A 15,294-nucleotide genomic window follows, 5' to 3' on the forward strand; every position below is an offset into this window, starting at 1 on the left:
GAGCGTGCGCAACTGGGCGCAGGCCGAACTGGCCCCGCGCGCCGCCGAGATCGACCGCACCGACCAGTTCCCGATGGACGCCTGGAAGAAGATGGGCGACCTGGGCGTGCTGGGCATCACGGTGGCCGAGGAATACGGCGGCGCCAACATGGGCTACCTGGCCCATATGGTGGCCATGGAGGAAATCAGCCGCGCCTCGGCCTCGGTCGGCCTGTCCTACGGCGCGCACTCCAACCTGTGCGTGAACCAGATCCACCGCAACGGCTCGGCCGCGCAGAAGGCGAAGTACCTGCCCAAGCTGGTCTCCGGCGACTGGATCGGCGCGCTGGCCATGAGCGAGCCCAACGCCGGCTCSGACGTGGTCAGCATGAAGCTGCGCGCCGASTTCAAGGGCGACCGCTACGTGCTCAACGGCACCAAGATGTGGATCACCAACGGCCCGGACTGCGACGTGCTGGTGGTCTACGCCAAGACCGAGCCGGACCTGGGCGCGCGCGGCATGACCGCCTTTATCGTCGAGAAGGGCATGAAGGGCTTCTCGGTGGCGCAGAAGCTGGACAAGCTCGGCATGCGCGGCTCGCACACGGGCGAGCTGGTGTTCGAGGACGTGGAAGTGCCGGTGGAGAACATCCTCGGCGCCGAGAACGGCGGCGCCCGCGTRCTGATGAGCGGGCTGGACTACGAGCGCGCGGTGCTGTCCGGCGGCCCGGTGGGCATCATGCAGGCGTGCATGGACGTGGTCACGCCCTACATCCACGACCGCAAGCAGTTCGGCCAGAGCATCGGCGAATTCCAGCTGATCCAGGGCAAGGTGGCCGACATGTACACCACGCTGCAGGCSGCGCGCAGCTACCTGTACACGGTGGGCAAGAACCTGGACGCRGTGGGCACGGAGCACGTGCGCCAGGTGCGCAAGGACTGCGCCGCGGTGATCCTGTACACGGCCGAGAAAGCCACCTGGATGGCCGGCGAATCGGTGCAGATCCTGGGCGGCAACGGTTATATCAACGAATACCCGGTGGGCCGCCTGTGGCGCGACGCCAAGCTGTACGAGATCGGCGCCGGCACCTCGGAGATCCGCCGCATGCTGATCGGGCGCGAACTGTACGCCGAGACCATGTRATGCCGACGCCATGCAAGCGCTGGTCGTCGACCTCAAGGCGAAGATCGCCAAGCTGGCGGAAGGCGGCGGCGAGGAAGCCCGCGCCAAGCACCTCGGGCGCGGCAAGCTGCTGCCGCGCGAGCGCGTGCAGCAACTGCTCGATCCGGGTACGCCGTTCCTGGAGCTGTCGCAGCTGGCGGCCTACGACATGTACGACAACGCGGCGCCGGGCGCCGGCATCATCACCGGCATCGGCAGCGTGGCCGGCCAGGAATGCGTGATCGTCTGCAATGACGCCACCGTCAAGGGCGGCACCTACTACCCGCTGACCGTGCGCAAGCACCTGCGCGCGCAGGAGATCGCCGAGCAGAACAACCTGCCCTGCATCTACCTGGTGGACTCGGGCGGCGCTAACCTGCCCAACCAGGACGACGTCTTCCCCGACCGCGACCACTTCGGCCGCATCTTCTACAACCAGGCCAACCTGTCCAAGCAGGGCATCCCGCAGATCGCGGTGGTGATGGGCTCGTGCACGGCCGGCGGTGCCTACGTGCCGGCCATGAGCGACGAATCCATCATCGTCAAGAACCAGGGCACCATCTTCCTGGGCGGCCCGCCGCTGGTGAAGGCGGCAACCGGAGAAGAAGTCAGCGCCGAAGACCTGGGCGGCGCGGACGTGCATACGCGCCTGTCCGGCGTGGCCGACTATTTCGCGCAGAACGACGGGCACGCGCTGTCGCTGGCGCGCAATATCGTGCAGCACCTGAACCGCCGCAAGCCGGACCAGATCCGCCTGCACGAGCCGCTGCCCCCGCGCTATCCGGTGGAAGAGCTGTACGGCGTGATCCCCACCGACACGCGCAAGCCCTATGACGTGCGCGAAGTCATCGCCCGCATCGTCGACGACTCCGATTTCGACGAGTTCAAGGCGCGCTACGGCACCACGCTGGTGTGCGGCTTTGCGCGGATCTGGGGCTACCCGGTGGGCATCGTCGCCAACAACGGCATCCTGTTCTCGGAGTCCGCGCTCAAGGGTGCGCACTTCATCGAGCTGTGCTGCCAGCGCAAGATCCCGCTGGTGTTCCTGCAGAACATCACCGGCTTCATGGTGGGCCGCAAGTACGAGAACGAAGGCATCGCCCGCAACGGCGCCAAGATGGTGACGGCCGTGGCCACGGCGCAAGTACCGAAGTTCACCGTGATCATCGGCGGCTCGTTCGGCGCGGGCAACTACGGCATGTGCGGGCGCGCGTATTCGCCGCGCTTCCTGTGGATGTGGCCGAACGCCCGCATCTCCGTGATGGGCGGCGAGCAGGCCGCCAGCGTGCTGGCCACCGTGCGCCGCGACGGCATCGAAGCCAGGGGCGGCAGCTGGAGCGCGGAGGAAGAAGACAAGTTCAAGCAGCCGATCCGCGACCAGTACGAGCACCAGGGCCACCCCTACTACGCCAGCGCGCGGCTGTGGGACGACGGCGTGATCGACCCCGCGCAGACGCGCACGGTGCTGGGCCTGGGCCTGTCGGCCAGCCTCAACGCGCCGATCGGCGAGATGAAGTTCGGCGTGTTCCGCATGTAACGCCCTGCCCCACGCCCACGCACCGCTACAGGACACCGAAATGGAATTCACCACCCTCACCGTCACCACCGCGCAGCACGTGGCCACCGTCACGCTGAACCGGCCCGACGTGCGCAACGCCTTCAACGAAACCGTGATCGCCGAGCTGACCGGCGCCTTCCGCGCGCTGGGCAGCGAGCCCTCGGTGCGCGCCATCGTGCTGGCCGGCAATGGCCCGGCCTTCTGCGCCGGCGCCGACCTGAACTGGATGAAGAAGATGGCCGGCTACTCGCACGACGAGAACCGGTCCGATGCGATGACGCTGGCGCAGATGCTGCACACCATCTGGGCCTGCCCGAAGCCGGTGATCGCGCGCATCCACGGCGACGCCTACGCCGGCGGCGTGGGCCTGGTGGCTGCCTGCGATATCGCGGTGGCGGCCGAAGGCGTGACCTTCTGCCTGTCGGAAGCGCGCCTTGGCCTGCTGCCGGCCACCATCAGCCCCTACGTGATCCGCGCCATGGGCGAGCAGGCCGCGCGCCGCTACTTCATCACGGCCGAGCGCTTCGGCGCGGCCGAAGCGCTGCGCCTGGGCTTCGCGCATGCGGTGGTGCCGGCCGAAGGCCTGGATGCCAAGGTGGCTGAACTGGCCGCCGCTCTGGTGGCCAACAGCCCGAACGCCGTGCGCGAAAGCAAGCGCCTGGTGCAGGAAGTGGCCGGGCGCATGATCGACGACGACCTGCTCGCGGATACCGCCGAGCGGATTGCCGCRATCCGCGCCTCGGAAGAAGGGCGCGAGGGCGTGAGGTCTTTCCTGGAAAAGCGGGCGCCGGCCTGGAAGCCTAGCTAAGGGTCGGCCAGCGCCCCGAGAACCGCACCGAACAGCCTAAAACAAGTCTCCGAGACAAGGAACCACCACCATGTTCAACAAGATCCTCATCGCCAACCGCGGCGAAATCGCCTGCCGCGTAGCGGCCACCTGCCGCCGCCTCGGCATCCGCACGGTGGCGGTCTACTCGGACGCCGACGCCGGCGCGCGCCACGTGGCGCTGTGCGACGAGGCAGTGCATATCGGCGGCGCGGCGGCGCGCGACAGCTACCTGCGCGGCGAGCACATCATCGAGGTGGCCAAGGCCACCGGCGCCCAGGCGGTCCACCCGGGCTACGGCTTCCTGTCGGAGAACGACGGCTTCGCCGAGGCCTGCGCGGCCGCGGGCCTGGTCTTCATCGGGCCGCCGGCGGCCAGCATCCGCGCCATGGGCAGCAAGAGCGCGGCCAAGCAACTGATGGAAAAGGCCGCGGTGCCGCTGGTGCCCGGCTATCACGGCGAGGACCAGGACCCGGCGCTGCTGCGCCGCGAAGCGGACCGCATCGGCTACCCCGTGCTGCTCAAGGCCAGCGCCGGCGGCGGCGGCAAGGGCATGCGCGTGGTGGAAGGCGGCGACGGGTTCGAGGCGGCGCTGGCGTCGGTCAAGCGCGAGGCCTCGGCCAGCTTCGGCGACGACAAGGTACTGGTGGAGAAATACCTCACGCGCCCGCGCCATATCGAAATCCAGGTGTTCGCCGACACGCATGGCAACTGCGTCTACCTGTTCGAGCGCGATTGCTCGGTGCAGCGGCGCCACCAGAAGGTGCTGGAAGAAGCGCCGGCGCCTGGCATGAGCGAGGAGCGCCGGCGCGCCATGGGCGAGGCGGCGGTGGCCGCGGCGCAGGCGGTGGGCTACGTGGGTGCCGGCACGGTGGAGTTCATCGCCAACCAGGACGGCTCCTTCTATTTCATGGAGATGAACACCCGCCTGCAGGTCGAGCATCCCGTGACCGAGATGATCACCGGGCAGGACCTGGTGGAGTGGCAGCTGCGCGTGGCGTCCGGCGAGCCGCTGCCGCTGAAGCAGGATCAGCTGCGCATCCACGGCCATGCGCTGGAGGCGCGTGTCTATGCCGAGAACCCGGACAAGCAGTTCCTGCCGTCCACCGGCACGCTGCGCTACCTGCGCACGCCGGCGGCAGTGCAGTTCGAGCGCGGCCAGGACCATGGCGCGCCGGCCGGCGTGCGCATCGATTCGGGCGTGCGCGAGGGCGACACCATCAGCCCGTACTACGACCCCATGATCGCCAAGCTGATCGTATGGGGCCGCGACCGCGAAGAAGCGCTGGCACGCATGGCACAGGCGCTGGCCGAATACCACGTGGTGGGCCTGTCCACGAATATCGCCTTCCTGCAGCGACTGGTGACCTCGCAGGCGTTTGCCAAGGCCGACCTGGATACCGGGCTGATCGAGCGCAACCAGGCGGCATTGTTTCCGCCTGCCGCGCCGGTGGGCATGGATGGCATCGCGCTGGCCGTGGCGGCGCTGCTCGACGAGCAGGCGCGCACCCGGCGCGTGGACCCGGCCGATGCGCATTCGCCGTGGCAGCATGGTGGCGCCTGGCGCCTGAACGGCGAGGCCACCAGCCAGTACCGCCTGCGCAGCGGCGACGGCGAGACCGTCGCCAGCGTGCGCAGCGACGGCACGCGGCAATGGCTGACGGTGGGCGACCACACCGTGCCCTTGCGCGTGGCCAGCGCCGGCGGCAGCCATGCGATCGACCTGGGCGAGCGCACGGTCAAGGGCAGCACCCACCTCGAGGGCGATGCGATCTACGTGTTCAGCGGCAACCGTCAGACCCGGCTCGACCTGATCGATCCGCTGGCGCACGCGGGCGGCGGCGACGCCGAGGGCGGCAAGCTGGTGGCGCCGATGCCGGGCCGCATCATCGCGGTGATGGTCCAGGCCGGTGCCACGATCGGCAAGGGCGACCCGCTGATCGTGATGGAGGCGATGAAGATGGAGCACACCCTGACCGCGCCTACCGACGGCGTGGTGCAGGAGGTGCTGTACGCCGTGGGCGACCAGGTGCAGGACGGCGCGCAACTGGTCACGCTGGAGGATGCTCCGGGTTGATGCGGGGACAAGCGCGGGGACAAACGCGGGAACAAGCGCGAAAACAAGCGTAAGAGCAAGTGCCGGGCACCGCGCCGGGCGCTTGCTGCGCTTGCGGGCCTGCCCGCGCACCCGCAGGTGCCTGAAAGGTTCCTTTTCCGCGCGGCCGGCAGCGAACTCCGGGCCGCGGCGGCACATTTCGGGCATACTGCCCGCTCTCCCTCCTCTAGCGGGGCCGGTTCCCGGCCTCCCCCTCTCCAATGCCCGGGTATCAAACCAAGCAAGAGCGCGTTGCCATCACGGGCGTGCCCGACCTGGTCATTCGCTGCCTGCTGGACAAGCAGCAATTCCACGACCCGGACGGCGACGCCGAGCGCATGGGCATTTCTTCCGCCTCCTGGCCACTGTTCGGCATGTTGTGGCCGTCCGGCGCGCTGCTGGCGGCACGCATCGCAACACGCCCGGTGGACCCCGCCGAGCGCATCCTGGAACTCGGCTGCGGCACGGCGCTGGCCAGCCTGGTCGCGCACCGTCGCGGGGCCGATGTGACCGCCAGCGACTGCCACCCGATGGCGGGCCCCTTCCTCGAGGAGAACGCGCGCCTCAACGGCCTGCCGCCGATGAAATACCGGCACGGGCATTGGGGCGCGGCAGACGGCAGCGACCCCAGCCTGCCCGGCGTGCCCGACGTTCAAGGCCTGTTCGACCTGATCATCGGCAGCGACCTGCTCTATGAGCGCGACACCGACGGCAAGCTCGCCCGCTTTATCGAACGCCACGCCAGCCCGGCGGCGGAAGTGTGGATCGTCGATCCGGACCGCGGCAACCGCCCCGCCTTCAACCGGTGGATGGCGGCGCTGGGGTTCTCGCTGGAGGAGCAGCGGCTCGACCGCCCTGCCGGGGCGGAAGGAGAAGCCTACAAGGGGCGCCTGCTGGTGTACAAGCGCATGCCGCGCCAGAACGCGGCGCACTGAGTCTCAGGCGCGTGGCGCGCCCGCCTCCCGGGCGCGCTCCAGCAGGAATTCGCGCTCGCGCTCGTTGCGCGTCATGCCGGCGGCGCGCTCGAACTCGACGCGCGCCTCGCCGCGGCGGCCGAGCTTGAACAGCAGGTCGCCGCGCACGCTGGGCAGCAAGTGGTACCTGGCCAGCGACGGCTCAGCCGCGAGCGCATCGACGATCTCCAGCCCGGCCGCGGGGCCGAAGGCCATGCCGACCGCCACCGCGCGATTCAGCTCCACCACGGGCGACGGCGCCACCTGGGCCAGCGCATCGTAGAGCGCGGCGATCTGTTCCCAATCGGTCTCGGCCGCGCTCGCTGCGCGCGCGTGGCATGCGGCCAGCGCGGCCTGCAATGCGTAGGGGCCGAGCGCCCCGCCCAGTTCCTGCGCGCGTTCCAGCGCATGCAAGCCGCGCCGGATCAGCAGGCGGTCCCACCGGGCGCGGTCCTGGTCCAGCAGCAATACCGGCCTGCCCTGCGCATCCACCCGTGCATGCGTGCGCGAGGCCTGGATCTCCATCAGCGCCACCAGGCCGTGCACCTCGCTTTCGTGCGGCATCAGCGCGGCCAGCGTGCGGCCCAGACGCAGCGCTTCTTCGCACAGCGCGGGGCGCATCCAGTCGCTGCCGGCGGTGGCGGAATAGCCTTCGTTGAAGATCAGGTAGATCACCTCCAGCACCGACGCCAGCCGTAGCGTGCGTGCTTCCGGCCCCGGCACCTCGAACGGCACCCGCGCCGCGCCGAGCGTGCGCTTGGCGCGCACGATGCGCTGGGCGATGGTGGGTTCGGGTGTGAGGAAGGCGCGCGCGATCTCGTCCGTGGTCAGGCCGCCGAGCAGGCGCAGCGTCATGGCCACCCGCGCGTCGGTGGACAGCACCGGGTGGCAGGCGGTGAAGACCAGGCGCAACAGGTCATCGCCGATATCGTCCTGGCGGGCCGCATCGAGCCCATCGACAAAGTCCGGCACTACGTGTGCCTCCAGCGCATCGAGGTCATGGCCGATCTGCTCGTGCTTGCGCGCGTGCAGGGCCTGCTGGCGCAGGTAGTCCAGCGCGCGGTGCCTGGCCGTGGTCATCAGCCACGCGCCGGGATTGTCGGGCACCCCGGTTTGCGGCCAGTGCTCCAGCGCTGCCAGCAGCGCGTCCTGCGCCAGTTCCTCGGCAAGGCCCACGTCGCGCACCACGCGCGCCACGTGGGCAATGACCTTGGCGGACTCGATGCGCCATACGGTCTCGATCGCGCGATGCGCCGGAGTTGTCGCCGTCATCCTGGAGCCCCGGACGCTCACGCCTCGTCCGCGGCCTGCGGTTCCATGTACATCAGCTCCCAGATATGGCCGTCCAGGTCGTCGAAGCCGTGGCTGTACATGAAGCCGTGGTCCTGCGGCGCGCGCGCGGCGGTGGCTCCGCCCGCCACCGCCCTGGCGACGAGCGCGTCCACCTCGGCACGGCTTTCGCAGGAAATGCAGATCAGCACTTCGGTGCTTTGCGTGGTGTCGCACAGCGAGCGCGTGGTGAAGCCCTTGAAGAATTCATGGGTCAGCAGCATGGCGTAGATGTTCTCGCCGATGACCATGCAGGCCGCGTTGTCATCGGTGAAACGCGGATTGAAGGCGAAGCCGAGACCCTTGAAGAAGGCCATCGAGCGTTGCAGGTCGGCCACCGCAAGGTTCAGGTAGATTTGCTTGTGCATGATTGGTCCTTATGGTCTTCGTCGCCAGCCTTGTTCGTCGTCGTTCGTCGTCGTTCGTCGCCGTTCGCTGTCGCCGCAAGCGGGTTCAGATGGCGGTCTTCGCCTCGGCCAGCGCCTTCAGGTTGCCGAGCCCGTCCTCGAAATCCTTGCCTACCATGCGGTCCATATCGAAGACCATGTGCATCAGCTTGGCGAGGTAAGGCACGGGCCCTTGCATCGACCAGGTCACGCGCGTGGCACCGGCTTCGGGCTTGAGCGTGAACTGCACGTCGTTGTGCGCTTCGAACGGCTTGATGAAATCCAGGCGCATGGCCACGCGCGACGACGGTGTCGTCTCCACGATCTCCATGCGGCCCGTGCCGACCTTGCCGCTTTCCCAGGCATAGGCTGCACCCTGCCCGCTGGGCGTGCCGGCGTAGGTGCCCTTGATGGCCGGGTCTTTCTTCGCCCAGGGGTTCCACTGGTTGAAGTTGTGGAGATCGTTGATCATCGCGAATACCTGGTCCGGCGGCGCCTTGACGCTGGCGCTGCGTTCGACGCGGAAGGTATCGGGCCGCGTAGCGGCGTAGATCAGCACCAGGGCAATCAGGGCCGCGGCGGTCAGCAGGATGGGCTTGAGCATGATGGCGATTCCGGAACGGGGTTGGCAGTGGCCTGACGATGGATGCGGGCTCAGTGCTGGCCCACGCCGAGGTCGCGGAAGCGGTCCACCGAGGGGCCGGGCTCGAAGTCTTCCAGCTCGAACAGCGGCCGCACCTCGATCTCGCCGTCGGCCATCTCGCCGTGCGGGGCGGGGAAACGCCGCGCCCATTCCATCGCTTCCTCGCGGCTGCGTACCTGGATCAGGGTGTAGCCCGCCACCACCTCCCTGGCCTCCGCGAAGGGACCGTCGATCACCGTGCGCCGGCCATCGGCGTAGCGCACGCGCCAGCCGGCCGAGCTAGGCTTGAGCCCGGCGGCATCGAGCAGCACGCCGGCCTTGGCCAGTTGCTCGTGGTAGGTCGCCATGGCGGCAAAGAGGCTTTCGTCCGGCATCGCGCCGGCTTCGCTGCCTTGCGTGCCTTTCACCAGGATCATGAATCGCATCGCATCGCTCCTTGGTAGGTTTGTCGGCCGGGCGCCAGCGGGGCTGGCCTGTTCCGTGGTTCATACCGGCACGACGAGCCAGGCGCGGCCAGATCGACATGCGCAGCGAAAAAATCCGTCGCCTACGGGTAACTACCTAGCCGCCCTCCCTGCGCACGCAAGGCCTCAGGTAAAGCACGGCCCCACTTCGCGGACTTCGACCGCGCACCAGGCCGCGGCCGGGCATTCGGCCGCAATGGCAATGGCCTCGTCCTGCGTGGCGCAATCGAGCAGGAAATAGCCGCCGATCATTTCCTTGGCCTCGGCGAACGGGCCATCCAGCAGGTCGCGGCGGCCTTCGCGCACCTTCACGCGCACGCCGTTGCTGTCCGAGGTGAGCGAATTGCAGCCCAGCAGCACACCGCGCTCGGTCAGGCGGCCGGCGAACTGCAGCATGCTGGCGTAGGCCTGGCGGCCTTCGTCATCGGTGCGCTCGGCGCGCTGGCCAGTGGGTTCGACGATCAGCAGCATGTACGCCATGGCGTCTCCTGTTGGTGTTGGCGTTGGAGTTGGTGTCAGGCTGGGATAAAAGGCCTGGGATTGCGATTCGGGATGGAACAGCGCACATCCTGCCCTGCCGCGGTGCCGGCCGCAAGCGGCCGGCGACCTCTGAAGTTGTCGCTGTCTCCAGGCCGTTAATTGCAATACAGCCATCCACAGGGACGAAGCTGGCGGCAGGAACCGGATTGTCCTTGCGCTCCGGCGCGCGCCGCCAATAATCCTATTTCGCATGCGCGGGTCGGCAAACCGGGGCGGCCGCCCCGAAATTCACTTGGGAGCACGGCAATGGGCGAAATGGTGACGGTAAAGACGACGGACGGGACATTCGCTGCCTACCTGGCGCGACCGGCAATGGCGACGAAGGCGCCGGCGATCGTGGTGATCCAGGAGATCTTTGGCATCAACGCGGACATGCGCACGACCTGCGACGACTTCGCCGCGCAGGGCTATATCGCCATCTGCCCCGATCTCTACTGGCGGCAGGAGCCTGGCGTGGAACTGACCGACGCCACCCAGGCCGAATGGGACAAGGCGCTCAAGCTCTATACCGCCTTCGACGTGCCGGCGGGCGTGAAGGATATCGACGCCACCATCAAATACACGCGCGCGCTGGACGGCGCCGGCGGCAAGATCGGCGCGGTGGGCTATTGCCTGGGCGGGCTGCTGGCCTTTCTCACGGCGGCGCGCACCGACGCGGATGCCGTGACGGTGTACTACGGCGTCAATATCGACAAGTACCTCGGCGAGGCCGGCGATATCCGCCAGCCGGTGCTGATGCATATCGCGGAAGAAGACGAATTCGTGCCCCGCGAGACCTGGACGCAGATCGTCGCCGCGCTGTCCGGCAAGGCGAATCTCGAGATACACACCTACCCCGGCTGCTCGCACGCGTTCGCGCGCAACAAGGGCGTGCATTTCGATGCGGCTTCGGCGCAGGCCGCCAACGACAGGACTGCGGCGTTCTTTCGCGCCAATTTGTCCTGAGGTCCGCCGGCGCACCGCGCTGTCGGGCATGACCCACCACCGCGCCCGCGCCTGTCGGGCGCGCCCCGACTGTGCGGCCGCTCAAACCTGCCGCCACCCCCCGCCAGGGCGGGCATCCGCCACAAAAGATGGCTTCCGCGCCTTCGGCACGGACGATGCGTTGTCATGGACGGCCGGGCAAGAATGCTTGCCCGCTACCAACATGACAACTCACGGAGAACCATCATGGACACGCTCGAAATCAAAGACCTTCCCGCCGCCGAAGAACTCGACCGCGAGGCAATGAAGACCGTGAAAGGCGGCATCGGCAGGACGCCGGTGCAGATCGCGGCCTGGGAACTGTCGGGCAAGCCCGCCACCTGGCAAGGCCTGGTGCTCGGCGACGACGGTCAGCTGCATATGCCCACGCCGAAGTGACGCCAGCCGGCCGGCATGGCCGCGGACGAGACGCAGAGCCTCGCCGTGGCTGCCGCTGGCGAGCATTCCGCACGGGCAGCCGGCGATACGCAAGCCAGCCCCCGCGGCGCCGCAAGGCCGGCGATGCGCCACTGCGTCCGCCGAGGCGCCAGCCAGCCGGGCAAGGCGTGGAAAAGCCTGGGGTAAAGAACGAGTCCGAATTGCCGTAACCGGTAGAATGGCCGCCGCCGGCGCATGACGCCCGGCAGTCTTCAATCCGGAGCTGGCATGGAATCCCTCTCTTTCGAGTTCGTCTCCGTCGAGGAGGCGAAGCAAATACTGGACGGTGCCGGGCCCGCGCAAACCCAACGAGACTGGGAGGACATGCGCGACCCGGCATCTCCTGACACGCATACCCTCGCGGCCGCCGCGCTCAGATGGCTGGCGTCGCTGCCGCCCGCGGCGCGACCGCTGGAACTGTGCCGCCACTATCCGCGCATCGGCAACCAGCTGGCGATGCTGGCGGCCAGCCCGGATGCCTTGTCGGGCTATGTCGGCGACCTGCTGATCGACAAGCGTGGCGGGCGCCAGGGCTTTCCCGGCGGCATCGCGCTGGAGCTGTCGCGATTGCAGGAGCATATCCTGTCCGCGAAGCAGCAATGACGGCGCAAATGCCGGCCATGCTTTGGCTCAGCGCGCCTTGGCCGGTACGCAGTCTTCCACCATGCCGCTGATGCGCCCGGCGCTGATCAGGGGATGCCACTCATCGGCGCTGCGGATTTCGACATCGGTACCGTCCTGTGCCCGGCGCAGACTGATCAGGTGAAAGTAGCGGTACTCCGAGTTGTCGGCACGCCCGACCCGGATATCCACCCGGCCCGGCTCTGAATAGGACACCACATTGGCGTCGTCGCCTAGCCGGCCCTTCAGGCACATCACCAGGCTGGCCGTGCTGGCCGCGGAATGGATGCGCTTTGGCTCCCTGGCCTGAATGGACTCAGGACTGACGCCGCTCGCACATCCGGCAAGCCATTGAGCCGCTATCGCGGCGACCAGCAAAAACCGAACTCTCGACATTCCCCCTCCTTTGGCAGATGCGTCGGCGCATGTTACATGCAAACGACATCCTGGGGCCGCGGCGCATGCCCCGTGCGCGCATGCACCGGGGCCTRCCGCGCGCTAGCCGGATGAAGTGGCGGGAAAAGCGATCCCTGGCGCGCCCCCCCTGTCCGGGCTCACCCCAGGATCAGCTTCAACCCGGCGGGCAGCGATTCGCCGAAGACCCTGCCTTCGTCGGCTTCGTCGAGCTCCACCGTTTCGCGGACCATGGCGATCCAGCTTTGCGGCGCGTTGGCGGCTTCGAGCCGGCGCACGACGCTCGCCCGGGTCTCGGCAGGCAGGTCCCTGGAGCGGTCGCCTGTCATGCGCGCGATCTGGACGGCGGCGAACGCGGCCGGCTCGACCTTCTTCCAGTCGAGTGCAAGGATGGCGTCCAGCCACCGCGCGGCAACCTCGGCCGGCACCACGCTGTGCGCGCTGCCATAGAACGGCCGGCGCGCCCCGATGCGGCCCACCGCCCACCAGCCCTGGCTGTTTTCCGAAGGCTTGCGCAAACGGGCCAGCAGCCATTCCGCGACCTCGATCTTGCGATCGGCCGGGATCTGCTCGAGGGATCCGGCAAGGCGCACCATATCGGCGTACCCCGCCCTTGCGGGCCCGGCGGGCCGCTTATAGCGCGAGCTGCCGGGCGGCTGCAGGTAAAAGGCCATGTCGTCCAGCAAGCGCAACTGCGCGCTCTCGTCCAGGCCGCCAGCCGCGCGTCGCCACAGCGTCCACCACTCCGACCAGACCTGGCTTTCATTGACGTACTGGATCCCCTGCTCGTACAGCGACCAGAGCTGCCCGACCCGCCAGTCGTCGAGCGGGTAGCCGAAGCCCGGACGCACGCAATAGCCGGCCAGGTTCAGCCACAGGCGCTCATGGTCGGCCGAACGCCGCCGACGCCGCGCGCGCTCCCAGAACGCGCCGAACAGCTCGCGCAGCAACGCGCTGTCCCAGCGCTCGCGCGTGCCCAGCAGTTGCTCGAGCTGCGCGCGCATGCGCTTGACTTCCTTGGGCCCGACCTCCTGGGAGCGCGCGCCAAAGGTGCGCTCGATCGTGTCGACGGCTTGCGCCAGGGACGGGTGCGCCGTATCCGCGGGCGTGGGCGTGGCCGCTTCCGCGCCATTGCCGCGCAACTGGAATTCGAGCCGCCACCGGTGCGAGGCATCGGCAATCTCGATGCAGTGGACCTCCAGCGTGCCTACCTCGGTCAGCGACGTGGTGAGCTGCACGGGCGTTTCCCGTGGCCCGCTGGTGCCATGCGGTTGCACGACGGTGGCGATCGGCGGCAGGCGAACGAAGTCGCCCGTCGACAGGTCGGTCAGCTCACCGGGCGCATACGCCGTGTCGGCAACGGAGGAAACCAAGTGGAAACGCACCGGGTGCCCGAGCCGCAGAGCGAATGCACGATCCCTGAGCTGGATTTCGTGCCCCTCTTCCGTGCCCCGCGGCAGCAGGCAGATCCCTTGCTGCCCCGGCGCGCCATCGTCGAGAACGAGGAAGTAGCTGCGCGGCGAACCTCCGCCGATGCGCGGGGCATGCCCGGTGCGCGCGCGCGCGTACGCGACCGCGCCACGGGCGACGGCCACGTCGGGATCCGCGTTATGCAGTATCTGCAGGGGCGCCCCGCGCCACGTGCCCAGGGTCCCGGCGATGCGCCCCGCCAGGGCTTCGGCGCGGAACACGCCGCCGTTGAGCAGCAGGGTGTCGGGCATCGGCAAGGCCGCGCCCTGCGCCTGCGGCGCGTCCAGTGCTGTCTTCGACTGGGCCGCGTGCTGGCCCAGGAAGGCCGCCACGTGCCGCGTGACGGCCGGATCGGCCGCATACGGCAGGCCGAACTCCACAATGGCGCCCCGTGCGCGCCCCGGCCTTTCGCCGGACGACACCACGGGGAAGAAGCCATCGACGATGAGCTGCTCGATCTCCTGCCGCGTGACTTCCACCGAGCGCGCCCCGCCGATCAGCCGGGAGCCCGCGCCCAGCAGCGTCACCGTGACCGAGTCCGGCGCCTGCGCGCCGAGCATCTGCTCTTTGGCGGCGCGGCAGCGCGCGACCAGCTGGGACAGGCTGGCCGCCGACAGCCGCTCCTGCCCGCTGCCCAGGCGCGCTTCGACAAGATGCGCCAGGGCGAGATCCATATTGTCGCCACCGAGCATCAGGTGATTGCCGACGCCGATGCGCGTGAGCTGCGGCTGGCCGTCCTGCATCTCGACCTTGACCAGGGTAAGGTCGGTCGTGCCGCCGCCCACGTCGCAGATCAGCACCAGGCGCGTTTGCGCCAGGTCCGCGTCCAGGCTGCGGCGATGATGGAACAGCCAGTCGTAGAACGCAGCTTGCGGCTCCTCCAGCAGGCGCAGCGCGGGCAGCCCGCCCAGGCGCGCCGCCTCCAGCGTCAGCGCGCGCGCGCCTTCGTCGAACGAGGCAGGCACGGTGAGCACCACGTCCTGTTCTTCGAGCCGGGCATCGGGAAAGCGATGATTCCATGCCGTGCGCACGTAGGCCAGATAGCTGGCGCTGGCGGCGACCGGCGAGATCTTGCCGACCTCCTCTTCCGCCCCCCAGGGCAGGATTGGCGCGGTCCGGTCGACCGAAGCATGCGACAGCCAGCTCTTCGCGCTGGCCACGAGCCTGCCGGGCACCTGCGCGCCCAGGGTGGAAGCAAGGCGCCCGATCACGGTCCGGCGCGCCCCGGCGCTCACGGTTTGTTGCCAGGGCAGTTGCAGGTCGCCCGCGCTCAGCTCCCCGGGCGCCGCGTGATAACGCACGGAGGGCAGGAGGGGCCGCGCGGCGACCTCCCCCAGCCCGACCAGCTGGTCGATGTCGAAGACGCGGATATCCTCCGACCCCGCCTGCGCATAGGCGACCACCGTGTTGCTGGTGCCAAGGTCAATGCCGACGATGTACTGCTTCATCTCAC

At 68.7% G+C, this 15,294-nt stretch carries 15 protein-coding genes; 8 read left to right on the forward strand and 7 right to left on the reverse strand.

Annotated elements, in window-relative coordinates; all coding sequences use genetic code 11:
- The 5 genes from AB4Z48_RS36060 to AB4Z48_RS36080 all read left to right on the forward strand — a co-directional run.
- On the forward strand, positions 1-1,123 hold a 1,123-nt coding region (locus tag AB4Z48_RS36060; RefSeq protein WP_441623035.1), incomplete at its 5' end, for an isovaleryl-CoA dehydrogenase.
- A gap of 10 nt (positions 1,124-1,133) precedes the next feature.
- Entirely contained in the window at positions 1,134-2,678 is a 1,545-nt protein-coding gene (locus AB4Z48_RS36065; protein ID WP_441622970.1) for a carboxyl transferase domain-containing protein, read from the forward strand.
- 40 nt (positions 2,679-2,718) lie between these two features.
- Positions 2,719-3,507, forward strand: coding sequence for an enoyl-CoA hydratase/isomerase family protein (locus AB4Z48_RS36070; RefSeq protein WP_441622972.1), 789 nt, complete (start codon positions 2,719-2,721; stop codon positions 3,505-3,507).
- Positions 3,508-3,577: 70 nt separating this feature from the next.
- The gene (locus AB4Z48_RS36075) at positions 3,578-5,602 is read left to right on the forward strand and encodes an acetyl/propionyl/methylcrotonyl-CoA carboxylase subunit alpha (RefSeq protein WP_441622974.1); all 2,025 of its coding nucleotides are present in this window, start codon (positions 3,578-3,580) and stop codon (positions 5,600-5,602) included.
- 239 nt (positions 5,603-5,841) lie between these two features.
- Positions 5,842-6,555, forward strand: coding sequence for a class I SAM-dependent methyltransferase (locus AB4Z48_RS36080; RefSeq protein WP_441622976.1), 714 nt, complete (start codon positions 5,842-5,844; stop codon positions 6,553-6,555).
- 3 nt (positions 6,556-6,558) lie between these two features.
- Here AB4Z48_RS36080 and AB4Z48_RS36085 read toward each other — a convergent pair whose 3' ends face one another.
- The 5 genes from AB4Z48_RS36085 to AB4Z48_RS36105 all read right to left on the reverse strand — a co-directional run bounded on the left by AB4Z48_RS36085 (position 6,559) and on the right by AB4Z48_RS36105 (position 9,875).
- A complete protein-coding gene (locus AB4Z48_RS36085; protein WP_441622978.1) occupies positions 6,559-7,845 on the reverse strand; it encodes an RNA polymerase sigma factor in 1,287 nt (428 codons plus the stop codon).
- A gap of 17 nt (positions 7,846-7,862) precedes the next feature.
- A complete protein-coding gene (locus AB4Z48_RS36090) occupies positions 7,863-8,270 on the reverse strand; it encodes a VOC family protein (RefSeq protein WP_441622980.1) in 408 nt (135 codons plus the stop codon).
- A gap of 85 nt (positions 8,271-8,355) precedes the next feature.
- Positions 8,356-8,892 (reverse strand): SRPBCC family protein, encoded by a 537-nt coding sequence (locus AB4Z48_RS36095; RefSeq protein ID WP_441622982.1) that lies wholly within the window; start codon positions 8,890-8,892, stop codon positions 8,356-8,358.
- A gap of 50 nt (positions 8,893-8,942) precedes the next feature.
- Positions 8,943-9,356: a YciI family protein gene (locus tag AB4Z48_RS36100; RefSeq protein WP_441622984.1), complete on the reverse strand. Its 414-nt coding sequence runs from the start codon at positions 9,354-9,356 to the stop codon at positions 8,943-8,945.
- A gap of 165 nt (positions 9,357-9,521) precedes the next feature.
- Complete coding sequence (locus tag AB4Z48_RS36105; RefSeq protein ID WP_441622986.1) at positions 9,522-9,875, reverse strand: YciI family protein; 354 nt, start codon at positions 9,873-9,875, stop codon at positions 9,522-9,524.
- Between the two features lie 306 nt (positions 9,876-10,181).
- Here AB4Z48_RS36105 and AB4Z48_RS36110 point away from each other — a divergent pair, with 306 nt between their 5' ends.
- The 3 genes from AB4Z48_RS36110 to AB4Z48_RS36120 all read left to right on the forward strand — a co-directional run bounded on the left by AB4Z48_RS36110 (position 10,182) and on the right by AB4Z48_RS36120 (position 11,939).
- Positions 10,182-10,880, forward strand: coding sequence for a dienelactone hydrolase family protein (locus AB4Z48_RS36110; RefSeq protein ID WP_441622988.1), 699 nt, complete (start codon positions 10,182-10,184; stop codon positions 10,878-10,880).
- 225 nt (positions 10,881-11,105) lie between these two features.
- Positions 11,106-11,297 (forward strand): hypothetical protein, encoded by a 192-nt coding sequence (locus tag AB4Z48_RS36115; RefSeq protein WP_441622990.1) that lies wholly within the window; start codon positions 11,106-11,108, stop codon positions 11,295-11,297.
- Between the two features lie 267 nt (positions 11,298-11,564).
- The gene (locus tag AB4Z48_RS36120; protein WP_441622991.1) at positions 11,565-11,939 is read left to right on the forward strand and encodes a hypothetical protein; all 375 of its coding nucleotides are present in this window, start codon (positions 11,565-11,567) and stop codon (positions 11,937-11,939) included.
- A gap of 27 nt (positions 11,940-11,966) precedes the next feature.
- Here AB4Z48_RS36120 and AB4Z48_RS36125 read toward each other — a convergent pair whose 3' ends face one another.
- Both AB4Z48_RS36125 and AB4Z48_RS36130 read right to left on the reverse strand, forming a co-directional pair.
- A complete protein-coding gene (locus AB4Z48_RS36125; RefSeq protein ID WP_441622993.1) occupies positions 11,967-12,335 on the reverse strand; it encodes a hypothetical protein in 369 nt (122 codons plus the stop codon).
- Between the two features lie 176 nt (positions 12,336-12,511).
- The gene (locus AB4Z48_RS36130) at positions 12,512-15,289 is read right to left on the reverse strand and encodes an Hsp70 family protein (protein WP_441622995.1); all 2,778 of its coding nucleotides are present in this window, start codon (positions 15,287-15,289) and stop codon (positions 12,512-12,514) included.
- Positions 15,290-15,294: the final 5 nt, after the last annotated feature.

Source organism: Cupriavidus sp. 2TAF22, assembly GCF_052115045.1.
Taxonomy (GTDB): domain Bacteria; phylum Pseudomonadota; class Gammaproteobacteria; order Burkholderiales; family Burkholderiaceae; genus Cupriavidus.